Genomic DNA, 23,960 nt, shown 5'->3' with positions numbered 1-23,960 from the left:
TTAGGCTGCATGGGAAATATCCTCTATCGCGTGAGTGTCATGTTCAGTGTGCAGCGCTGTCTTTTGTGGCTCGGTGCCAAATTGGAAAAAGGCCTTAATATCTTCAAGCGCATGGTATAGGCAGGGCAGCAGTACCAAGGTAATGAGGGTGGCGAACAGAATGCCGAATCCGAGCGAAATCGCCATTGGGATCATCAGCTGGGCTTGGTTGGAGGTTTCCAAGATCATCGGTGCAAGCCCGCCAAATGTGGTCAAAGTAGTCAGCATTATTGGCCTGAAGCGTCGTGCACTGCCGTTGACAATTGAATCAACGAGCGGTTTGCCAGCGTCGCGGTTACGGTTAACTTCCGTTACCAGAATCAGACTGTCGTTGATCACTACACCACTGAGGGCCAGAATGCCGAGTAGGCTCACTACACTCAGCACATAGCCGAGCAGGACATGACCAAGCACAGCTCCAATCAAACCAAACGGGATAATGGTCATGATGATAAGTGGCTGGGTATAGCTCTTGAACGGAATAGCCAGCAGACAGTACAGTGCCAGCATAACCAGAGCCCCGTTGATAGCTAGGCTCTCCAGGCTCTCTTTTTGCTCGGCTTGATCACCGCGGAAGCCAATGTCCAAACCCGGGTATTTTTCTTCAAGGACCGGCAGTACCTCACGGCGCAACGTCTGGGTAAGGTTCATGGCCTCTGATGAAGGCGTAATATCGGCACTGACGCTGATACGGCGCTGTCCATCACGGCGGTGGATCGCTGAGGCCGAGTATTCACGGTACACGTCTGCGATTTGCGATAACGGAATGAACTGATCGCCAACTTTGATCGGCAGTTGTTCAAGATGATAAACACTGGCTCGCTGCCAATCAGGCAGCTGCACTTTGACGTCGACCTCATCGCTGCCGCGTTGCTGGCGAATTGCTCGCACACCGCTGAACGCATGGCGGATCTGGCGGATCAAGCTTTGCTCTGTCAGTCCCATGCTTTTCCCTTCAGGACGAAGGGCAAGTCGGATCTGCTGACTACCTGACATGAAGCTGTTTTCAATATCAACGATACCGGCATAGTTGCCGAGGATCTCGGTTAATTCTTCACTAGCCGCACGTAGTGCATGGGTATTGCGGTGCGTGAGCTCCAAGGTTACCCCTGCGACATCCGCGCCGGGGCCATTGCCCGTAGCTGAGAAACGCACTGCATTCGCTGCGGGCACTTCACCGGTTAGCTCTCGCCATTGTGCTGAGACCTGACGAGTGCTCAGGACGCGGTCTTCGCCAGGTTGCAAAAAGATCCGTGTCATCACAACATATTCGCCATCCCGGCTCCAGATCCGGCTCGAGATCCCTTTTGCCAGCGCTTTACCCCCGTTAGTCGCAACGACCTCTTTTGCTGCGCTTTCAAGTTGCTCTTTGACCATTTCGGCTTCTTCGGCAGAGCTTCCGACTGGCATAAAGGCGCGGGCGACAGAAAATTCAGCCTCGATTCTAGGCATGGTGGTAAAGCCCATATGGCCACCTGAAATATAGGCAATAGAGCTGATCAGCATGGCAAACCCTGTTGCGACCACAATGTAGCGACCAGCGAGTAAGTGCTTCAATGCTGGCTTGTAGATACGCCGTATAAACCACTGCAGTCCGGCGTCGACTTTGCTTTGCACTGCATTAAACGGTTTTGTCCAACGGGGAGGCTTACGATAGTCAATATGGGCGACGTGGGCAGGGAGAATAAACAGCGCTTCGACCCACGAGATGATGAATACCGCAGCGACCACAATTGGGACGACTTTAAAGGTCAGGCCCAGTGTTCCGGGCAAAAACCAAATGGGGATAAAGGCGACGATATTGGTAAGGATACTAAAGGTAAGTGGGGTTGCGATATCCTTTGCCCCTTCAATGGCGGCGTCGGTAAAGCGCATTCCCTGGCTCATCTTTTCATGGATGTTCTCCCCGGCGATGATGGCATCATCAACCACGATGCCAAGCGCAATAATGAAGGCGAACATGGATATCATGTTTATCGATACATCCATGCTTGGCAGGAACAGCACTGCGCCTAAGAAAGCCGTCGGGATACCCACTGTCACCCAGAATGCAAGCCTCACATCGAGAAATAATGCCAGAACCAATAGTACTAATATCAAGCCACTAAAGGCATTTTTGAGTAGCAGTGACATGCGTTGCTGGTAAATCACCGCGTCATCATCGACGACTTCCAGTGAAATGCCCGGTTGCAAGCTCGCTTCTAGTTCCGGCATCAGGGCATAGACCGACTCTGAAATAGAGACGGGTGTTTGATCGGCAATACGGTAGATCCGGATGCTGGCAGAAGGGTAGCCATTGTAGAAATTACGGTTGTGGCGGTTGGCAAAGCCATCTCGAATGGTGGCGATATCTTCCAAGTAACGCTTGCTGCCGCTCGGGGTTTGCATAACGACAATATCGCTAAAATCCTCTGCCCAGCCTCGACTTTCGTCAATTTGCAGCAATATGTCGCCGCCAGCGGTTTCCAGCCGTCCCCCCGACTGGTTGATGGCGTGACGACTGATACTGTTGGCAATATCGTCGAGTCCCAAGCCATACTGCTGCAGGGTCAGGCTATCGACTTGGACTTGCACTTCGTATTTGGAAAAACCGCCGATTTCTACTTGGGTTATCCCTGGCGAGCTCAATAGGATATTGCGTATCTCGGTACTGGTCTCTTTCAAGGCAATGAGGTCAGCATCACCATAGAGCACCAGTTCAAAAGATTGATCGCGGGTTTCGTTGCGAAATATTCGTGGCTTTTCGGCCCCGGCGGGCAAGGGGGCCCGATTGACGGCACTCTCGACCTCGCGCAGTACTCGTTCGGCATCTACGCCATTCATCAGTTCAGCGGTGAGGTTGCTCCCTGCGGAGTTTGCCCAACCGTGGATCTCCTTGATCCCTTCGATACCATTGATGGCATTTTCGATCGGCAGGGTCACCCCTTGTTCCATCTCTGCTGGGGTGGAACCTGGGTAATGTACCCAGATGCGAATGGAGTTGTGCTGATAGTTCGGGTAGACCTCTTTCTTAATTTGCCACGCCATTAACAGGCCGCCAATAATAAAGAACAGCATCAGCAGGTTAGGGGTCACTCCATTACCTGCCATCCAGGCGATAGCACCGCGACGGTTTTTCATCAGCTTGGCTCTCCTTGTTGGCTAACCTGAGGGTCAGTCGGAGGACTATCTGCTGTTGAAAGATCAAACTCGAGAGGGACTTGACGAACTTCCAGATGGATCCCCTCCACGGCACCGGGAAGCGGAGTGGTGATTAATTGATCGCCATCATTTAGGCCATCATCAATCAATACATAGTCTTGGGCACGGAAGGTCACTGATACGGGTTGGGCAACAAGGGTACCGTCTTCGGCCATTAGCCAGACGAATCTTTCCTGCTGCAGGTGGCGACGTGGAATACGCGCGACATTTTCAAACGGGTTGGTATCAATTTCTGCTTGTAAAAAGGCATTAAGCAGAACCTTAGGTTTGCCACTATTTTGGGGCTGCCTCGCCAGAGGATCTTGGATCTCAATCAGCAGGTGGGCCAACTTGACCTTGTTATCGAGGGTAGGCAGTAAGCTGACCACGCAACCTTGTCGGTTAGCTCTCGGTCCCCACTCATGAGGATTGCGGATGGTGACAGCAGAGCCTAAACATTTTCCTTTTGAGTCGGTTGCACGGCCATTGTCGGGAACGGTGATCCATTGCAGTTGGTGGGCGGGAACACTGACTCGTAGCCAAAACGTATCGGTGGCGACAAGTTCAGCAATCGATGAGTTATCTCGTAGCAAACTACCTTTTGCAACATCCAACGAGACAATTTGTGCATCAAACGGTACGGTGATGCGAGTGCGTTCATAATTCAACTCAGCACGCTGTAAGGCGGCTTGACTACGGGCGATATCGGCTTCGATTTGTGCCAGCTGCGGACCACGTAGAACCAAATCAAGGTCGTCTGCTGCCAATGATTGTCCTGAAAGCGCATATTCCAGCTCGGCGGCACGTCGGCGGCCATATTCCACCTGATAAAGGGCCTGGTGACGATCCAAAGTGGCTTGTGCTTCCTTTACGGCCAGGGCGTGGTCGCGAAGGTCAATATTAAGCAGGGTTTCTCCGGCTTTTACATAACCGCCAGGTACCAGATCTTCTGCCATAGTGGTAACCAGACCGCGGAGCTGCGAGCGTAAACTGATTGTTCGCTTGGGCTCGACCGCGCCTTGTACCACTATTTGTGGGATATCACGGCTAAGCATGATGGTTTCCACATCAACGGTGCGGCTAGGTGGTTGGCCGGGACGAGCAGGGCGGTGAGGTTTACCTTGCATAAACTGGTGGCTGGCGTAGATTCCGCCAGCCAGGATCAGGCAGGGAAGTAACAGTTTGAGCGCTGTTGCCAGATATTTTCGGGAATTAGATTGTTGGATGGGGCTGGTCATGCTCAGGATTCCATTCTTGGTTGCAGCTCAACTGCACCGTCTGCTGATAGAGATATAAGTTGTCCGCCTAGAGACTGATAGGTGGCAATGCGGCGCAGGAACAGTTGCCGCTGGGCATTCAGGGATTGTTTTTGTAATGTGAAAAGCTTTTCCTGGGCATTGAGGACATCAAGATAGCCCTGCATACCTCGGCTGTAACGAATAGATTCGACCTCGAGAATATTCTCGGCCTGACGGGTTTGGCGGCGTAATGAGTCGAGTTGCTCTTGCTGGCTTAGCTCAGAGAGGACATTGATTTCCACTTCCTCTATCGCACTGAGTACACCCTGGGTGTAGTTGTAGAAGGCCAAATCAGACGAAGCCTCGGCGACTTTCTGCTCCGCTTCGAGTTTTCCTGCGTTAAATATCGGAACGTTTAACTGCGCACCCAAATCCAAGCGCCAGATATCAAAGGCATTTGACCAGTCACTGCTGACAGCTGAACTATTGATGGAGATATTTGGCAGTCGGGCCGCGGCGGCTGCCGAGACATCCTGTTGGCTGGATTCATATTGGTACCAGAGTGCTCTGACATCGGGTCTTCTATCCAATAAAGTTGCCGGTAAGCCTGTTTCCGGCAATGCAGGCAAAGCTGGGAAAGTCGAATAGGCCCAGTCAACGGCTGTTGTTGGCGAGCGCCCGAGCAGGACATTCATTTGCCTTTCTAGAATCAGCAGGCTTTTACGGGCTTGTTTCTCTTGCGCTTCTAAGTTTTCCAGCAGCTGTTCCTGACGCCACAAGGCACTAATACTGCCTTGGCCGGTTCGATAGCGGTGACTAGTGATCTCGGCAATAATCTTGGTGTTACTAATTTGCTTTTCGAGTATGGCTAAGGACTGGTGTTGTTCAATTAGCTGATACCAGCGTCTAGCGATATTTCCTGCAAGAGTTTGGGCGGCTGCCTGCATTTGCTCTTCGCTGGCTAGGTAACTGAAATAAGCCGCAGAAGCTCTGGCTTGGTTCTTGCCCCATAAATCAAGCTCCCAGCTCGCGTTGAGCCTGAGATTTTCTGTCGTTTCTTGCGTAATTTCACCGCCGATTGAGTCACGTTCGCGGCGAACATTGCTACCAACCACACCAGTGACAGTAGGATATCGACCTGCGTCTCGCACATCAGCTGTAGCTGCTGCTCGTTGTACACGGGCGATACTTGATTGCAGGCTGAAGTTTGACTTCAGGGCAGTACTGACTAATTGATTGAGTTGCGGATCGTTAAATTCCCGCCACCAGAATTCATCGGCTTGTGTATCACCGGAAATACTGAATGATGGTGCAACAACGGGCGCAATATCGGTGTGCTCCTGCGGTGTTTGGACACAACCGTTGAGGAGCAACGTAATTACAGAAGCGCGGAGAAACAGCGTCGCGCGCGAACTTGAAGGCATGAGCAGGCTCCCACAAACCTTATCGGGTGGTTATTAGGTATTTAATATTGTTGGGTGCCGCTAACAATCCATTAAGCGGCAGAGTATCGAGTCATTATTTCATTTGCTGATTAAACTCTTTCACGTTTATTCTTTTGCCATCGTTAAAGCCAATATTTCGATTGGTTGGTTTTTCACTGAGTTTATTTACAGGCAGAGTCGCTTCCCAAGCATCAAATTTATCTTTCAACGCTTGAGCCATATCGGGTTTATCGTTAGCTAGGTCATGCCACTCACCCGGGTCGTTTTCCATATCAAACAAGCGAATAGTGCGTGGACCATTGTCATCATTGACGGCAAGCTTCCACTGGCCATCTCGAATGGCATAGTCATTATCCCTGCGCCAGTATAGAGTTTGATGCGGTTCACCTTCTTTTTCCCCAAATAAATAAGGGAAAAGATCAACACCATCAAAGGGGATAGCTTCAGCGTCAGTGGTTGTTTCTATTTTATTAATACCAAAACGGGCGGCAATGGTCGGAAATATATCTAATGAGCTAACCATAGGCTCATATTTCATTCCCGGTTTTATTTGAGCAGGGTAATGAATAATAAATGGCACTCTAATTCCACCTTCATACGTATCCCCTTTAAATCCATTAAATGGCCCAGGGCTAGACATGGTTGTTTCCCCCCGCTTTTTCTTGCGAGGTTCTTCAAAACCTTGTCCGGAAGGCGTGCCGTTATCACTCATAAAAAAGACTAGCGTGTCTTTATCTAGCTGGTGGGATTTCAGTGTATCCATAATGGCACCGATGCCATCATCCAAGACCAATGTTTGTGCAGCAAAGAAACGCCGCTCTTCATGATGAACATCGAGGTGTTCCAATCGCTCGATATACCCTTCAGGCACTTGCCATGGGTGGTGAACGGCAAAATGGGCAACATGAAGGAAGAAAGGTTTGTCAGCATTGTTTTCGATAAAGGAAACGGCTTCGTCGGTAAATAACTCGGTCAGATAGCCATTACTTTCTTGGATCGGCGGCTCTGTTTCAGTGTTACGGTAAAGAGGGGACAGCCACGGCTTGCCCCCTTCCTCTGAATCAGAAAACATGTAGTTGTGCGAACCGCCATGGAAGCCATAAAAGAAGTCAGCCCCGCGTTCATTCGGTCTGCCTGTAGGTTCACCCATATGCCATTTGCCAATGACGCCGGTGGTGTAACCCAGACCCTGCATCATCTCCATCATTAATGGCTGGCTTTTTGGCACATGGTTTTGAGCAAAGTTGCCGTAAACTCCGAAACGTTGCTGGTAGACACCAGTCAACAACCCAGCCCGCGATGGGCCACACACCGAGGCGCTGACATAAGCTTGGGGAAAATGGACGCCTCCGGCTGCAAGCGCATCAATATTGGGAGTATGGATGTCATCGAAACCGTGATAGCCGACATCGCCCCAGCCTTGGTCATCGGTGTAGATCACAATGACATTTGGCTGGCTTTTCAGGTTTTCGCGAGGCGGCTCAACCTGTTGGTCTGCTAGGCTATTACCCGAGTAAATCAAGCCTGCAATCGCAAAAGCTAATGAGGTCCTTTTCTTGTTTCCTTGCATGTTTAACTTCATTGAATACAGGCTCGTTAATTACTGAGTGATAATCGACTTATACAATCTGGCAGCAGCGCTTAACTTTCTTGCCGCTACCACATGGACAAGGGGAGTTACGGCCACCGGTAAAGGTGTTAGCCGCCATCTTCTTCTGCAGATCGAGATAGATAATGTCCGAAGCTGGGCGGCCGCGCATCAGTAGATCGCGCATCTGCTTCATCTTGGTCTCGGTATGCTTGAAGAAGGCATAGTAGCCGGCACAGAAGTAGCTATGGCCTTCTTGGCCAGCCTCTGAGCGAGCGAAGCGGTGTTTAGGACAACCTCCATGACATTGCATGCGGTATGGACAACGACGGCACTGCAGGGTGAGCTTGTCTTTCTTATCCATACCGAACTTAACGGCTTTGTCGGTCTGGTTCAGATCGCGGATAGGGTCGCTGTGAATATTCCCCAGTTTGTGCTCTGGGTAAACAAAGTGGTCACAGTTATACATGTCGCCGTTGGATTCAAGAATGAAGGCATGGCCACAAGTTTCTGACTGCACGCAAATGCCTGATGGCTCGTTGCACCATGTTGCAAGGGTTGAGTCGAAGGTATTGACGAAGATACGGCCGACGTCTTTCTTAACCCAACGGTCGAAAACGCGGTTAAGGAATTCACCATAGGCTAGTGACGGTACTGACCATTCGGTTACGTCTGCTTCTGCCTGGTATTCAGGGCTGACTAGGAATAGCCCTTCTTCTGTTTCCTGCTTGGCTTCGCGCTCTACGATTGGGATGAACTGCAAGAAGGTCGAGCCAATACCGACCAGGAAGTCGTAAACCTCTTCAGGGTATTTGACGTTTTCACTGTTTAGCACGGTCAAGGTGTTGAAATCGACACCGTGCTTTTTCATCTTGGTGATGGCCGCCATGACTTTTTCGTGGCTAGCCTTGCCGGCACGGGTCACACGGAAGTGGTCATGTAGACGGGCAGGGCCGTCAATGGAAACACCAATCAGGAAGTTGTTCTGTTTGAAAAACTCACACCATTCATCATCAATCAGCAAACCGTTGGTTTGGAAGGCATTGGTAATACGGTGGTTCTGCTGGTATTTGTGCTGAAGTTCTACCGCTTTACGGAAGAAGTCGAGCCCCATTAGGGTTGGCTCGCCGCCTTGCCATGAAAACTCAATGGTTTCGCTACCGCTGTTTGCATCGATATATTGCTTAACGTAAGCCTCGAGTGTTTCTTCTGACATCTGCCAGCGGCTTCTGCGTTCAGGGTAAAGTTTTTCTTTCTCAAGGTAAAAGCAGTAGGTGCAGTCAAGGTTACATACTGAGCTGCTTGGTTTCGCCATGACATGGCATTGTTTTAATGTAGACATTGCTTACCTTTTCACGTTATTTGCATAGGTTTAGGGTTAACCCAGAACGTGCCTTAGCATCTTTTCAAGGGCTAGAACGCGAAACATCAACCTATGATTTGACTACCAGTTGAGAGCGTTTATTTATTATTTTGTATAAACGTTTCGAATTGATTTGAGGTTACCGCAAAGCCTACCGAGCCACAAATTTTGCGTGGTTTGCATCCTTGGGAATGTGAGCTGAATCTAGAATGTAGTCGAAATGATAAAACCGGGTAAAAAAAGACAGCGCATTGCGCTGCCTTTGTATTTGGTTAGTTACCTGTCGGCTTAAAGGCTGTTTAGATTTCGCCAGTTCGTTTCGACAGGGAACATATTGCGGTTCCAGCCCCACATTGCATCTTCGTTCTGGGCATCCCACGCATCCCATGCTTCTTGCAGGCGTTTCACTTGCTCTGGGTGCTCTTTCGCTAAGTCTTTCGACTCAGAAATATCGTTGCTGATATTGAACAGCTGAACACGTGGACGCTTGTTGCGAATGTTTGGCATCACCAGTTTCCAGTCGTTGTCGCGAATCGCGCCGGCCATGCTGGTGTTCCAGTACAAGAAGCGGTTTTCCAGCTCTTTCTCTTCGCCTGTTAGCAGCGGTAGTAGGTTTACCCCGTCAAGTTGCCACTCTGCCTGAACGTCGATATTGGCTGCTGCTGCCATGGTTGGCAGGATATCTAGCGAAATGATTGGATCTTCGATAGTCTGGCCTGCAGGGATGGTTCCCGGCCAAGAAACAGCAAACGGAATACGGATCCCGCCATCCCACAAGGTGCCTTTCTGGGCGCGAAGAGGTAGGTTGTAAGACGCATTGCCCTTTGGCTTACCGCCGTTGTCCGACAGGAAGAAGACAATGGTATTTTCAGTCAGATCATTCTCTTCCAGCGTATCGAGAATACGGCCAATGTTGCGGTCGACATTGTAATTCATCGCCAGAAGTTTACGACGCTTTTCATCCTCGATGTGCTCGTATCGCTTAAGATCTTCCTCTGTTGCCTGAAGAGGACCATGAACACCGTTGAATGGCACGTACAAGAAGAACGGCGAGTCTTTATGGCGTTCGATGAAGCTGATGGCTTCAGTACCGAAGCGGTCGGTCAGGTACTCATCGAAGTTGTCGTCGACTTTGTCATTACGGTACATCACAGAGAACGGCTTGCGAGCGGCTGTCTCTTGGTTTTGCGGCCCAACAAAGTAGTTGGCTGCACCATTGTTGAAGCCATAGAATTCGTCGAAACCACGATGGTGAGGCCAGAACTTACGCTGTTTGCCATCATGGTGTTTACCAACCATACCGGTGACATAGCCTGCCTGCTGGAAGTAGTAACCGAAGTTATTGTTCAGCATCTCATCTGGCGTACCCTGAACAATCCCTTCTTCACGGACAAAAGGCCCTGTGTTGTTGTGGAAACCAAAGCGCTGCTGGTAACGACCAGAGGTTAAACCTGCACGAGAGGGGCCACAAACTGGCGCGGTAACATAGCCTGCGGTTAGCGCTGCGCCACTGGCAGCAAGGCGATCCATGTTAGGGGTTTCGACATCTTGGCTAGAGTTGTGATAGCCCACATCGGCATAACCTAGGTCATCGGCAAAAAGGATCACCACATTTGGCTGTGAGGGAGTTTCAGCCTGCACAGCAGCGCCACTGCCCAGTGCCGCGAGAACGGTCATGCTAATAGCGGTTTTTTTCATTATGTGTTTCATAGTGAATATCCACGTTAATTATTGTGTTTTTTAGATTCGAAGAAATTAGTTGCGACCACGCCAGCCATTGGCATGAGGAAACAGGTTGCGGTTCCATCCCCACTTGGCTTCTTGGTTGTCGGCATCCCAGCGTTCGAAGGCGGCAAGCAGACGCTCGACTTGCTCTGGATGCTGGGCGGCCAGGTCATTGGTTTCGCTGATATCTTCAGATATTTTGTAAAGCTCTGGCTTAGGATGTTTTACTAGGGTGTTATGGATCACCAGTTTCCAATCGTTATCACGAATGGCGCTCTTGTTGATGGTTTTCCAGTAAAGGAAGCGCTCATCCATCTCGGTCACTTCGCCAGTTAGCAATGGCAGTAAGTTTTCGCCTTCCAGTTGCCACTCTTCTTGTTGCTCAATACCAGCCATTGCCAGTGTTGTTGGCAAGATATCAAGGGAAATCATTGGGGTGTCAATCACTTGCTTAGCTGGAATAGTGCCACGCCAAGTGATGGTTGTCGGTACTCGAATACCCCCTTCCCAGTAGGTATTCTTCGCACCGTTCAATGGGGTATTGAAAGAACCGTTACCATTAGGTTTGCCGCCATTGTCAGACATGAAGATGATCATGGTGTTATCCATCAGATCATGCTCTTCAAGCTTATCTACCATCTTGCCGATATTGAGGTCCATGTTATAGGTCATGGCGACCATCTTGCGACGCAGCTCGTCGTCGATATGGGCAAACTTCTCCAGATCTTCTTCCTTGGCTTGCATTGGACCGTGGGAAGCATTGAATGGCACATACAGGAAGAATGGCTTGTCATGGTGGCGGTCGATAAATTCAACCGCTTCGTTGCCAAAGATATCCGTGAGGTATCCATCAAAATCTTCGACCAGTTCATCGTTTCGATGGATTGATGAATAGGCCCTTTCTTCGGCATTCATATTATTAAAGCCACTGACAAAATAATCGGCAGCACCGTTGTTGAAACCGTAGAATTCATCCCAGCCACGATTGTGTGGCCAATATTCCTTGGCATCACCGTCGTGAGATTTGCCAATAAAGCCTGTGACGTAACCTGCGTCCTGGAAGTAGTTACCAATGGTTTTGGCGTTCAGGTCGAGGCCCTGAACAATGCCCGGCTCTTTGATAAAGGGCGCTGTGTTGTCATGGTAGCCATAACGCTGCTGATAGCGGCCAGTCATCAAACCGGCACGGGACGGGCCACAAACCGATGCTGTTACATAGCCAGCAGAAAAAATCGCACCTTCTGCGGCGATCTTATCCATGTGTGGTGTAACGATATCCTGGCTTTGGTTTTGAAAGCCCATATCGGCATAGCCAATGTCGTCGACAAAAATAAAGAGTACATTGGGTTGTTGCGGGGTAGAAGGCGCTTCTTGCGCTAAAGCCGGACCACTTAGAGCCGTTGCCACTGCGAGTGTGATCCCATGCTTTTTCAGAGCTGAGTTCATGTTATTGGTTTCCTGAGCGAAATGAGAAAACGGCCATTGGGGAATGGCCGTTAAAGAGTGTTATTGGTTTTTATTGTGCGTCTGGAACTGGTTCTTCACCAGTTGGGTTCATGACCAGTTTGATGTCAGCAAGCCCGTATCTTAATCCAGCAAGTTGAGAGAAGTCAGCGTCGCCGTTAGCATCAGTCTGCTCGATGTGAGTTACGATTTTTTCAACATATTGTAATGCGTTGAGAGATATGGTTTCGGCACCGGTATTGGCGTTAGTTTTAGTAAATAGATCGCGTAGAGGGATACTCACATGATGGATCTTAGTTGGAGTCATTCCTGCTTCAGTTAGGTTATAAGATACAGCTTCAGAGTTGCCGTAGCCACCAATAGGAAGTCCTGGCGTTGGCTCGCCACTTGTGTTGGCTGATGGAGACTCAAGTGAAACTACAAGGTTTAAATCTCCTGAAGGAACTGTTGCCGCGCCAGGAATGAAAAATGCCATTTGTAACTCACCTTTATCTAGGTAATGACTCATATCTAGGCGAGACATATCCATGTTTCCTAGATTACTTCCTGCGTCAATTGCAAACGTAAGAGTACTGCGTTTGTCTGAGACAAACTTATCATCGTATATGATACCTTGGAAGCTAACTTTTTTATCATTAACAATATACGATGGTGTTAGCTTGGTAGCGGAACCGCGATTAACACGGACATTCAGCGTCTCACCTTCTTCTACCCAATCGCTGTCACCTTCACCTTGAGAGCGTAAGTACAAGTTTGTTGTGTCATCGATTAAAATCTTGCTGTTATTGTTATTCAAACAACCTTGAATATTGTTGGTACCTGTGACTTCAGGTACTGAGTTAGAAGCCAAACGCGCTTGGCTGATTCTATACTCAATTGCCCCTTCGCTCTCTATACCCATTGCGTAGTCAACGTTTGTTAGATCAAGGCCTTGCTCAATGAAGCAGCTTAGAGGAACACGTATCCACTGGGCAGTACCTGTCTCAGTTTTTGCTGCCGCCGCCATGGCACTTGAAATATCGATGCCATAACTCTGCTCACCATTCCCCATGGTCAGCATTACCTTGTTGCGTTCCGGGCCTTCACCAATATCGTAATGGCTGGTTTCTACATAAAATTGAACAGTACCGCCTTGGCCATCAGCACTATTATTAGCTGCTGTGATGTCATACTCTTTGCCGTCTTTGAAAACAAGCGAAGCCTTATCGTCAGTGATTTTTACTGTGAGTGGTTTCGTGTTGTGGAACTCACCTGTCACTTGAATATTCTCAAGAGCGCCGTTCTCATGACCATCGACATCGACTTCCATACCATGTACATCAACAGCTGTCATTATATAAGGGCTAGTATGGGATTTAGGATCATTATGATATAGAGGAACTTGCGCCGTTAACTTAGATCCAGTAGCACCGCCGCCACCGCCACCGTTATTACCACCACCGCCACTGTAGTCGTAGTTATCATCCAAACAACCAGTCAAAGCGACTGTAGATGCAATCAATAAAGCTAGAGAGGATTTTTTATAAGTCATTGTAGGGAACCTTTATGTAAATCTTTGGGGAATTCGGTAATCAGGTTTAGCCTTTCTTCGAGGCATTAAAGCGGCGTAGATCTTCACGGCTGATGACGCTATGCAAACCTGACTGGTAAGTTCTCCAATATGGCTTACGTGCTTCGCGGAACGCATCGGTACCACGTCCGTGTTCTTGGATTAGCTTGGCATTGGCTTTCGCCATATCCGCTTTTAGTTGTTTAACTTTGTCTGCATCACCCTGGCTAAGTTCTAGGAAAACTTGCATCTCATGAACTTCAGTTGAGATGCGTTTTTGATCTCTTGGAGAAAGGTCGTTGTAAGCAAGGGCCTGGCTTGAAATAAGCATCAACAGTGCAGTAGAGCAGGTAGCAATCATTTTTTTCATAGCGGGAATCTCCAAGAAGACCTGTGTCGTAAAAACGTTTCAATTAAATGTTGAGTGAAACATACATAAGATATTTAAACGGTTCAATCACCAGCCCCTCAACAAGAAAAAAATAGGGTAGATTTTAATTAATTTTGTGATGTAACTCGTGTTAAAGCCATATTTCTAGCAATTAAAGTTTGGTGGTTTACTTACTTAGCATTAGTTTGCTTTCAATCTATCAATTAAGTTAAGAGTATATTTGCGTACAATTTAACTCAAAAATCGATGATTGCAACTTGTTGATTTTAAAAGATTATATTGATGAGTGTAAAATTATGCATGTGATTTGGTTCATATTGTGAGAATTTAGAATTGTTATCAAAATTCATGGTTTTGATGAATATCTTAATCAAACCAAGGGTTTATACATCAATTTAGCGAAAAAGTGCTTCCTTTGACTTTGTAGTCGAAACGTTTATCTTTGTGCGTAACAAATCGATGGCTGCCAGACTAAGATATTTTTTGTTACTTATTCCCAACTCCCAGTCATCAACTATTAAATTCAAGCGAGTTATAATTTTATCTAATACGTGAGAGCAGGATTACAATGAATAAAAAATTGGTATTAAGCATAGGTACAATATTGCTTTCTGGTGGCGCTTTGGCTTCACAAGTTGATTCAAGTTCTTACCAGATTGATATGGATGGTGATATTGATACAATCCAAGTTCGTTCTGATTCAAGTCCAAGCCAGCGAAGAACAAACTTTTTTACAGGTTTAGTTTATAACGAATCTGTATTTGACAATGCTCCTAAGCGCTCATCGTATCGACTTGTTTATTTAGATGGTTCTACCCGAATAAATGAGAATTTCAGATTCCGTCATGTATTATCCGAGTCTTGGGTCGATGTTAAAGGTGATAATGGTTATAGCAATGATGGACGTGTGAGTTTTACTCTTGCTCCTCGTTATGAGCAATGGGTCAGCCCGAGTTTCAGTTGGTTTGCTGAGCCCGTTTATATCCGCCAAGTTGAAGCACAAGGTACCGCAACCCAAGAACTTAAATTGAAGCCAGGTGTACAATTAACATATGGTCAACATTTCATTTCAACAACTGCGGATTACCAGTTTAAATGGCGTGAGCGCTATGACAGAACTGAAAACAGAGACAATGATAACTGGCAGGGTTACTCAGCCGATGTGAACTATGTATACCGCCAGAGCCGCCAGATTAACTACGGTGCTAGCTTTTCTTACAATGGGACGGTAGATAATTCTGACTATGAGTTCCGCCGTAAAAACTACAATGTGAAGCCTTTTGTGCGTTTCAATCATTACTACGGTATTACAACTGAGCTCAATGCCGTTGTTGGCCGTGAAGAAAGCGGCAGGTATTGGAATGGCTATGAGTATGTCAGAGTTAATGTAAACAATAACAAGCGTATAAATAATAATTTACGTTTGGTCGCTAACTTCCAATATGGTGATAATAAACGTCATTCACCTGCGCATGCACCTGATTACAGTGGTGGCGATAAGCAGGAAATGCAAGTTCGCGTTGGGCTTAATATCACCATATAGTCAAAATGAAAAAGGAAAGGAGGGTCACCTACTTTCCTTTTTTGATTTGTATAAGTGCTGTTTACTACTACTTTCCTATACTTATTCTTCAGAAAGCAGCGCTGACCATTACACAATATTAAAAAGAAATCGATTTTACAGGTTTGTTATGAGTTGATCTTTGCTCGTAAAATATATGTCTAATTGTTTCTGATATTCCCTTCTTGTTTTACTCTGACGGATTTTCTTCATACTTCTTCAAGTTATAACTGCTTGTTTCCTTTTTTGTTTTGATTACATTGTTTTACGTGCTTCACAAAAATGAAATAACGGTTTGAATGAGCCTGTTGAAACGTTTATATTGAGGGTGTTCACTCATCACGCATACATTGATTGTTGTCCTTAGCTAATGTTTGACCGGGAAATCTTTGCTGGACGTACAATGTTTGATGTTAGTTCATGATAAATAAAAGGTTTTCTTCTTCCTATGGATTTTCAATACTCTAAATTAGTCAAGGGGATGGCGGTGCTGATGGCTACGAATGTTGCCATGCCTGAAACCGTCGAAGCTGCACCAGTTTCGACTGAACAGCCGAATATTGTTTTTATTTTTTCTGACGACCATGCCAACCGCGCTATCAGTGCTTATGGCTCTGAGTTGGTGAAAACGCCAAATATCGATCGCATTGCCAATGAAGGGGCGATTTTTGACAATACCTTTGTTGGCAACTCAATTTGTCAGCCTAGCCGAGCCTCGGTTATGACAGGTAAGCATTCGCATCAGAATGGAGTGACTGATAACACAGCACGCTGGAATCCAAATCAGGTTGCTTTCCCTAAACTGCTAGAACAAGCAGGTTACGAGACTGCTTTAATCGGTAAGTGGCATATGAGGCCAACACCTGTTAATGAATTTGGTTATTCCATCGTGCTTAGCGGCTCTGGTCGCCAAGGGACTTACTACCAACCAGAGTTTGTCGATCAGAAAGGCAAAAAAACGGTTGTAGAAGGTTACTCGGCAGACGTTATTACTGATATGTCCCTAGACTGGATGAAGCAACATGCGGACTCTGACAAGCCATTTCTATTGAAGATCCAGTACAAGGCGCCACATACACCTCGCCGTCCAGCGCTTAGACACCTAACTACGTTCAAGGGGCATGTCTTCCCTGAGCCAGCAACATTGCATGACGATTACAGTACCCGTGGTGATCATGCCCAACGTGCTTGGATGCAGCTTTATGGTATGGGACCTGTAGGTATTAATGCGTTCCCACCGGCAGCAACTACGCCAGAGCGCAAGCTGGTTCGTGAAGAGTGGTTGGCTAGCATGAACCCTCGTGAGCGTAATAAGCATGAAGAATGGATGAACCGGATGAATAAGGAGCAGCGCGATGCATGGCATGCTGCGTATGATGACATTAATGTCGAGTACTGGGAGATGCAAAAAGATCCTAAGTACGCCAGACAGAGAGGGAATCTCACTACCGAGCAAAAAGCAGATCGTCTAAGTTACATGTACCAGCGTTTCATGCGTGATTATGCTGCGACTGTTATGGGGATTGATGAGAACGTAGGTCGCGTGCTGGATTACATTGATGAGGCAGGCATTGCTGATAACACCATTGTGGTTTACAGCTCGGATCAAAGCTTCTTTATTGGTGAGCACGGTTGGGCTGAGAAGCGTTACATGTATGAAGAAGGGATGAAAATGCCGTTCTTGATCCGTTGGCCAGGGCATATTGAGGCAGGCTTACGTCCGGATGCCATGATTCAAAACATCGACTTTGCGCCGACATTCCTTGATTCTGCGGGTGTAACGATTCCAAAAGAGATGCAAGGAAAATCATTCAAAGCCTTGCTAGAAGGAAAGATGTCTGATGAGCAATGGCAAGAAGCACGTCCTGCCGTTTACTACCATTACTACATGCATGGTGCTCATAATGTTCCAAGACATGATGGCGTGAGAACGGAGCGATATAAGCTGATTGACTTCTATTCGCAGAACGGCGGTAAAGGGGAATTCGAGCTTTATGACTTGGAGAAAGACCCTTACGAAGTCAATAACGTCTACGCCGATCCAAATTACTCAGATGTTCGCGAAATGATGCATGACCAGTTGAAAGAAGCTCGAAATAAATATGAGGTTCCTGATGATGTCTTTGAAGTGCCATATGTATATATGAATCGTAAAGAGCGTCGTGAACTCGGTCTTATTAAGAACTAAGCTAATGTTTTAATTGGTTTTGTTTAAGGCTTGTCATGCTATGTTTGGCAAGCCTTTTTTAATTTACAAACTGCAACAATTAAATCGCGTGACCTATCGCACACTCTATCCCCGCTATGATTTGAATACTTAGTCGAAACGTTTATATTTGCAATCAGAGATTACTTTATCGTATCCCTTTTAAAGTTGAAGGAATAGAAATGAAAAAGAAGTTAGCTGCGCTGCTGATCGGTACCATGCTACTGCCAGGTATGGCTTTCGCTGAAACAGCAGCGAATGAAACGGTCATCAGCGAATCAGTGAAAAGCGATCAAGAGATCATTGATAGCCTTTACCGCGGTGGCTATGCCTACTGGCAGCAACTGCGAAACGAGAATGGCACCTATGAAGATAAGCTATTCCTAAATGGTGACCGTAGCTATGTCGGCTCTATTGCCAACTCAGGTATGGGTCTGGTTGCCCTAACTATCGGCCACGCTAATGGCTGGGAGCCTGAAGCGGAAGAGCTTGCTCTGGTAACACTGCGTAAGCTAGCTGGTCGTGATCCGAACTTCACGGTTCCACAGAACGCGACTAACACCTTTATTCATTTCTACAATACGCAAACGGGCGAAGCTGTAGGGGATGATTGGAGTCCGGTTGACAGTGCTATCATGATTTATGGTGCTTTGTTCGTTAAGAACTACTTCAGCGAAAACAAGGAAATTGCTGAGCTTGCTGACTTCTTGTACCGCAATACAGATTTAACCCAGTATATTGCTGATGTTCGCACTGGCCGTATTTACCTAGCCCAGCATACCGACGGTACGTTTAAGCCGCACCGTACTAAAGCATTCAATGAATATATGCTTGTGGCTGGTATTGCCAACCAGCAGGCGAAAGATTTAGATAACGCCGTTAATGCAAGTAATGCGAAAAAGTTCTGGGATATTTGGTACGCATCGACCAAATACTTGCCAGTAGCTGAATATAACGGTATTCCAGTTCTTTCAGAAGGTAAAACGTGGTTTACTTCGCAATTTAATTTCTTGTTCAATAACTATTTAATGCATGATTTCTCTAATCATCCAGAGTTTGTTACTGCACTTGAGAATTCAGCAAAAGCCGATTTCGCTTTCTGGCGAGATGTCGATGTTGAAGGTGTTGAATTAAAAGAATATGAATGGGGTAGTGGTGCAGGTTCTTGTCCAAATGGTTATTGTGTAGACCGTTTCCATTTCGAAGGTGATCGTCAGTTCAACCATAATTTAGTGGTGTCTCCTCATATTCTTGCTGGTTATATTCCATTTAATGATAGGGCGAAAGCTGATTTGATTTCGACTTATCGTGATAACACTATCAATGCTAAACATGAGCTTGAAGGCGGTTATGAAATCTTGTGGCGTTATAGCCATGATCAGCCGGAGTGGAAAGCTGACTTTATTGAAGGTGTTGATTTCTCAACGTTTTTGTTTGGCATTGCTGCAATGCCTGAGCACTTAGGTATGGAGTTCTTCAATAAATACAACAACTATTTCGAGTAGTAGATGTATTTAGCTGTTTATTAGAGTAATTTTCAATCTTTGCATCATTGTTGTTTGCTCCCAATCGAATTGGTTGGGAGCTTTTTTATTAATAAAATATAAATTTCGACAGCTGTTTTTATTGCCGGTTAACAGCCATAAACATTTTATTACAGGTAAGTCGTGATGTTATTGATAGTACTTAACCCGGATCACACTTTAAGTCTGTTTAATTGACGCTCTCAGTCGAAACGTTTATATTTTGAGTTGTAAAAGGACATGATTCACTCGATGCGATTAACTTGTCAGTTTGGCCTGTTATTTTACTGAGTCGTCTGTGCATGGAAAAGCACTTACTGTTGTTTTATCGATATGCGTAAAAGTAAAAAATAGCTTGGTGATATCAAGTTGTTTAATCTTATATTAGGCAAGGACAATATGAATATTAAACGCTCAACCCTTTCGAAGGGGATTGGCTTATTATTGGCTTCGTCTGCAATGACTAGTGTTGCAGCCGAGCAAGAAAGACCAAACATTCTATTTATTTTTTCTGATGACCATGCCAACCAGGCTATCAGTGCATACAACCCGACTTTAGGTCAAACGCCGAACATTGATCGTATTGCCAATGAAGGGGCAATTTTCGAGCGCGCTTTCGTTACCAACTCTATTTGTCAGCCAAGCCGTGCATCGGTAATGTCTGGTAAGCATTCTCACAAGAACGGCGTGCTTGATAACACCTCTCGTTGGAACCCTAATCAGGTTATCTTCCCTAAACTGCTGGAAGAAAGTGGTTACGAAACTGCCCTGATCGGTAAGTGGCACATGCACCCGACGCCAGTTAATGAGTTTGGTTATTCATTAGTACTGAATGGTGCTGGTGGTCAGGGTACTTACTACAACCCAGAATTCATTGATCAGGAAGGTAAAACTCAAGTAATCGAAGGTTACTCGACAGATCTGATCACGGATATGTCGCTGGAGTGGCTTGAAGAGTCTTGGGATGAAGATAAGCCATTCTTGCTGAAAGTTCAGTACAAAGCGCCACATACTCCACGACGCCCGCCACCGCGTCACATGGCGACTTTCATGGATCATAACTTCCCGATCCCTGATACCTTGTTTGACGATTACAAAACACGTGGCGAACATGCAGAGAATGCGTGGATGCAGCTATACGGTATGACGCCGGTAGGTATCAACGCCTTCCCACCTGCACCGACGACGCCTGAGAAAGCCCGTGTTCGTGAAGAATGGATCAAGAGCATGGACGGCGATCAGCGCTGGCACTTCGATCAGTGGATGAACCGCCTGACTGACGAGCAAAAAGCGGCATTCCACGAAGCGTACGATGACGTCAACGTCGATTACTGGGAGAAGATGAAAGACCCAATGTACAAGCGTCGTTGGGGTAATGTTCCACGTGATCTGAAAGTTGCCCGTACTGAGTACATGTACCAGCGTTTCATGCGTGACTACATGGGTACGGTAATGACTATCGATGAAAACGTTGGCCGTATTCTTGATTACCTAGACGAAAGTGGTCTGGCAGAAAACACCATCGTTGTTTATAGCTCGGATCAGAGTTTCTTCATCGGTGAGCATGGTTGGGCTGAGAAGCGCTACATGTACGAAGAAGGCTTCAAGATGCCATTTATGATCCGCTGGCCGGGTCAGATCGCGCCTAACCAACGTCCACAGGCAATGATCCAGAATATGGACTTTGGCCCAACGTTCCTTGATGCTGCTGGATTGCCGACACCTGAAGAAATGCAGGGTAAATCATTCCTGAAAGTCCTTAAGGGGCAGACGTCTGATGCAGAGTGGCAGGAAGAGCGCCCAGTGGTTTACTACCACTACTACATGGAAGGTGCACACAATGTACCTCGCCATGACGGTGTGCGCAGCGATCGCTACAAGCTGATTGACTTCTATTCTCAGAATGAAGGTAAAGGCTTCTTCGAAATGTACGATTTGGTGAAAGATCCAAATGAAGTAAACAATGTTTACGAAGATCCTGAGTACGCAGAAGTACGTGCGATGATGACCACTGAGCTTGAGAATGCCCGTGAGCGTTATGATGTGCCTGAAGATTACTTCGAAGCGCCATACCCGTTCATGAACCGTCAAGAACGTGAAAAATTGGGCTTCTAATTTTCTGCAAAGCCAGGAAAATCATAAAAGCTGATTAGTCTAATAGAAATCGCCCCTCATACGCTATGTATGAGGGGCTTTTTTTGTAAGGACTGTTGGTATAGGCACAAATCATAAATCGGGTTAGATGAGTTACGGGAAGCCTATGGTATGTTCGGGCCAATTTCTGATTGACTCTGTAAAGCATTCTTAGACTATGTCACAACACACCCGAGCTTCTATTTCATCTCATTCGCCTCAAGCGAAAGGCGCTAAAGTTACCGAGTTGGTATTGCGAAAGCACTTTTATCCATCAGGTTTTGAGCAAGAGCTACAAAACAATTTGGATTTCTTTTTAGATGGAGTTGGTGTCGATGAGCAAGCAAAGGTGCCTTACGATACCTTGTTTGTCACAGGCTCTGATATTGATCCCCAGTATTACGTCAATACCACCGAGATCGGGTTGTATCTGAATATCCTGACTGAGGCTCATTTAAATGGCAATGAAGCAGCTCTTGTTAGGATCAATGAAACATTAGATGTTTTACTTGGCGCACCAAACTGGAATGGTTTGTTCTATTGGCCATACGATATTGTCGATGGCCAACTACAGCCTCAGGATGAGGGGATAATTCCTGCTGTTGATAACGCTAATTTGGCATTTGCGCTGGCTGCAGTGTCGGGAGCTTATCTTGATTCTGATGATGCGTTAGCGGTCAGTGCCGTTAATAAAGTCGATAATATTTTGCAGAGGCAAGTAGCTGGCTGGCAACAACTCTATGATCCAAAAAAGGATCTACTATATGCCGGTTGGTCTACCAAGGACAATGCACCTCTTGGCTACTACATTGACCGAAAAGCAAATGAAAGCCGCTTGGCCCCGCTTTGGGCCCATTTGATCACCAAAGGCACCAGTCACCCTGTTCCCCAGTCAGCTTTTAAAAATATGGAGCTGTATACCGGCTCATTCGAAGTAAACCAGCAGACACTTAAACCGATGCTGACTTGGGATGGGGCGTATTTCCAGGGCATGTTGCCTGCTATTTGGCTCAACGAAAAACAGCTTATCCCTGACTATTCAATTATCGAAGATATGACGAAGGTACAACTGTGTCATTCGGAGCAAAACAACATGCCTTTTGTATCTTCAGCTGCAACAACCGATGACAGCTATGCTGCATTTGGTGTACCTGAACTTTCCGAGGCCTCGGTCCGTTTCAGCTTGTCTATTGCGGGGGGCAATACCGGAACGCCCCATGCGACGGCTTTGTCCTATATGGTTAACCCTACGGATGCAGTAACTTGTCTTCAATCAATTAAGCAGCAGCATCCGGAAATTGAGTCGCCATATGGCTGGTTTGATGCGGTTGATACTACAGGAAAGATGTCGACAAAGTTGATCTCACTAGATCAAGGGATGTTTGTCTGTGCTTTCCTTGCGACGAGTATCAACCAGCAGGTCGAAACTTACCTTAAACGGTCTGGTTACTATCAAGATGTGGTTGATATGTACCAGTCATTCACGCCTGATAACTAAGAAAAAAATTAAGGCAATTTTATCTGTAGCTGTTCAAAGTACATTTGTTTGGCGAGTGACATTAGCTTTGGATCTGCTCCCATTTCCAGCGAGGCCAGCAGACCGTTAAACACCAGCTCGGCTCGGGTTGCCTTTTCTTTAGCTTGCTTAATGTCGTGGGCTAATAGCAGCTCGGTGACCAGGCGTATTCGCTCTTGTTTATACGAGACACACACATCGGCAATGCGCTCATCTTCGTTGCGATACTCGTTAAAGGCTTGCTGGTAGATACAGCCATTGAAATCACTGGCTTCGACCAGGGCCTCTAATGTCGTAAAGCGGGCCGTTAACTTCTCTTCCAGCGACAAGTCAGGATCATCAAACAACTGGGTTAAATGGGAGAGTGTTTGCTCGCTGTAGAGTGCCAAAGCTTCGGCGATTAAGGCTTCTTTGGAGCCAAAATGGCGGTAAATCGTTGCTTTCGACATGCCGGTAGCAGCCGTGATGGTATCCATGCTGGTACCGTGGTAACTGTGCTTCACACATAGCGCCAGCGTGGCTTCAATCGCCCGGCGCTTCTTCTCTTCTTGACGACTCATACCCTTCACCCTCCGAACCAGAAATATAAAAACGAAACTAATTAGTTTTATACCCTTGACAGTTTCAATAATCAATTCTAGATTTAAAAACAACAAAACGAAACGGTTTAGTTTCGAAATCAAGAAGAGTCAGCCATAGAAGGAATACAACATGCTTAAGTCAATCGCGCTATCAACTTTACTTGTCGCTTCAATGTCAGCTTCAGCCGTTGAACTAAACATCACCGATTCGGCTTCAGGGATCCATGTCAAAGCGACAGGGCAATCAGGGCCTGAAGCAGGGCTAACAGTGAATGTGACCAACGTCCCTCAGCTTAATGGTGCCTCTTTTACCACTGACGAGCGCGGCCGTGTGTTTATCCCGCTGTCATTAAATGCTAGCCGCTCGGTCAACATTGTCGCTTCGGATGATATGGACATGTCAGTGGCTTCAAGAACGATATTCCATAGCCACTCGCGTTAATGCCACCGAAGAAAAG

At 46.7% G+C, this 23,960-nt stretch carries 16 protein-coding genes; 6 read left to right on the top strand and 10 right to left on the bottom strand.

The genetic code is table 11. The annotated features are described in order from the left end of the window. The 9 genes from ACXAD4_RS20825 to ACXAD4_RS20785 all read right to left on the bottom strand — a co-directional run bounded on the left by ACXAD4_RS20825 (position 1) and on the right by ACXAD4_RS20785 (position 13,961). Positions 1-3,159, bottom strand: a complete 3,159-nt coding sequence (locus ACXAD4_RS20825; RefSeq protein ID WP_475243849.1) for an efflux RND transporter permease subunit — start codon at positions 3,157-3,159, stop codon at positions 1-3. Beyond that, positions 3,159-4,457 carry an efflux RND transporter periplasmic adaptor subunit gene (locus ACXAD4_RS20820; protein WP_475243847.1) on the bottom strand — a complete coding sequence of 433 codons (1,299 nt, stop codon included), beginning with the start codon at positions 4,455-4,457 and terminating at the stop codon, positions 3,159-3,161. The genes ACXAD4_RS20825 and ACXAD4_RS20820 overlap by 1 nt, the downstream gene beginning before the upstream one ends. A gap of 2 nt (positions 4,458-4,459) precedes the next feature. Continuing rightward, positions 4,460-5,881: an efflux transporter outer membrane subunit gene (locus ACXAD4_RS20815; protein ID WP_475243846.1), complete on the bottom strand. Its 1,422-nt coding sequence runs from the start codon at positions 5,879-5,881 to the stop codon at positions 4,460-4,462. 94 nt (positions 5,882-5,975) lie between these two features. After that, positions 5,976-7,472, bottom strand: a complete 1,497-nt coding sequence (locus tag ACXAD4_RS20810) for a sulfatase family protein (protein ID WP_475243844.1) — start codon at positions 7,470-7,472, stop codon at positions 5,976-5,978. A gap of 49 nt (positions 7,473-7,521) precedes the next feature. Further along, positions 7,522-8,832 (bottom strand): anaerobic sulfatase maturase, encoded by a 1,311-nt coding sequence (locus tag ACXAD4_RS20805; protein ID WP_475243843.1) that lies wholly within the window; start codon positions 8,830-8,832, stop codon positions 7,522-7,524. 309 nt (positions 8,833-9,141) lie between these two features. Next, a complete protein-coding gene (locus ACXAD4_RS20800) occupies positions 9,142-10,551 on the bottom strand; it encodes a sulfatase (protein ID WP_475243842.1) in 1,410 nt (469 codons plus the stop codon). Positions 10,552-10,608: 57 nt separating this feature from the next. Beyond that, positions 10,609-12,024 (bottom strand): sulfatase-like hydrolase/transferase, encoded by a 1,416-nt coding sequence (locus tag ACXAD4_RS20795; RefSeq protein WP_475243841.1) that lies wholly within the window; start codon positions 12,022-12,024, stop codon positions 10,609-10,611. Positions 12,025-12,094: 70 nt separating this feature from the next. Then, positions 12,095-13,573 carry a putative glycoside hydrolase gene (locus ACXAD4_RS20790; RefSeq protein WP_475243840.1) on the bottom strand — a complete coding sequence of 493 codons (1,479 nt, stop codon included), beginning with the start codon at positions 13,571-13,573 and terminating at the stop codon, positions 12,095-12,097. A 46-nt stretch (positions 13,574-13,619) separates the two neighbouring features. Beyond that, a complete protein-coding gene (locus tag ACXAD4_RS20785; RefSeq protein WP_475243839.1) occupies positions 13,620-13,961 on the bottom strand; it encodes a hypothetical protein in 342 nt (113 codons plus the stop codon). A 589-nt stretch (positions 13,962-14,550) separates the two neighbouring features. Here ACXAD4_RS20785 and ACXAD4_RS20780 point away from each other — a divergent pair. The 5 genes from ACXAD4_RS20780 to ACXAD4_RS20760 all read left to right on the top strand — a co-directional run bounded on the left by ACXAD4_RS20780 (position 14,551) and on the right by ACXAD4_RS20760 (position 22,903). Beyond that, entirely contained in the window at positions 14,551-15,525 is a 975-nt protein-coding gene (locus ACXAD4_RS20780; RefSeq protein ID WP_475243838.1) for a hypothetical protein, read from the top strand. A gap of 466 nt (positions 15,526-15,991) precedes the next feature. Beyond that, the gene (locus tag ACXAD4_RS20775; RefSeq protein WP_475243837.1) at positions 15,992-17,731 is read left to right on the top strand and encodes a sulfatase family protein; all 1,740 of its coding nucleotides are present in this window, start codon (positions 15,992-15,994) and stop codon (positions 17,729-17,731) included. 200 nt (positions 17,732-17,931) lie between these two features. Then, a complete protein-coding gene (locus tag ACXAD4_RS20770) occupies positions 17,932-19,254 on the top strand; it encodes a hypothetical protein (RefSeq protein ID WP_475243836.1) in 1,323 nt (440 codons plus the stop codon). A gap of 417 nt (positions 19,255-19,671) precedes the next feature. Beyond that, positions 19,672-21,387, top strand: coding sequence for a sulfatase family protein (locus ACXAD4_RS20765; protein WP_475243835.1), 1,716 nt, complete (start codon positions 19,672-19,674; stop codon positions 21,385-21,387). Between the two features lie 196 nt (positions 21,388-21,583). Then, on the top strand, positions 21,584-22,903 hold the full coding sequence (locus ACXAD4_RS20760; protein ID WP_475243834.1) for a hypothetical protein: 1,320 nt from the start codon (positions 21,584-21,586) through the stop codon (positions 22,901-22,903). Between the two features lie 8 nt (positions 22,904-22,911). On the opposite strand, the gene ACXAD4_RS20755 is transcribed toward ACXAD4_RS20760, so the two are convergent. Further along, positions 22,912-23,481, bottom strand: coding sequence for a TetR/AcrR family transcriptional regulator (locus tag ACXAD4_RS20755; RefSeq protein WP_475243833.1), 570 nt, complete (start codon positions 23,479-23,481; stop codon positions 22,912-22,914). A 151-nt stretch (positions 23,482-23,632) separates the two neighbouring features. Between ACXAD4_RS20755 and ACXAD4_RS20750 the strand changes: the two genes are divergently transcribed. Further along, entirely contained in the window at positions 23,633-23,944 is a 312-nt protein-coding gene (locus ACXAD4_RS20750) for a hypothetical protein (RefSeq protein ID WP_475243832.1), read from the top strand. The last annotated feature ends 16 nt before the right edge of the window (positions 23,945-23,960 follow it).

The sequence above is a fragment of the Photobacterium sp. AWH4_225 genome, from assembly GCF_056158405.1.
Note: the sequence above shows the minus strand (reverse complement) of the source record. Positions and strands in the feature narration are given on the sequence as shown.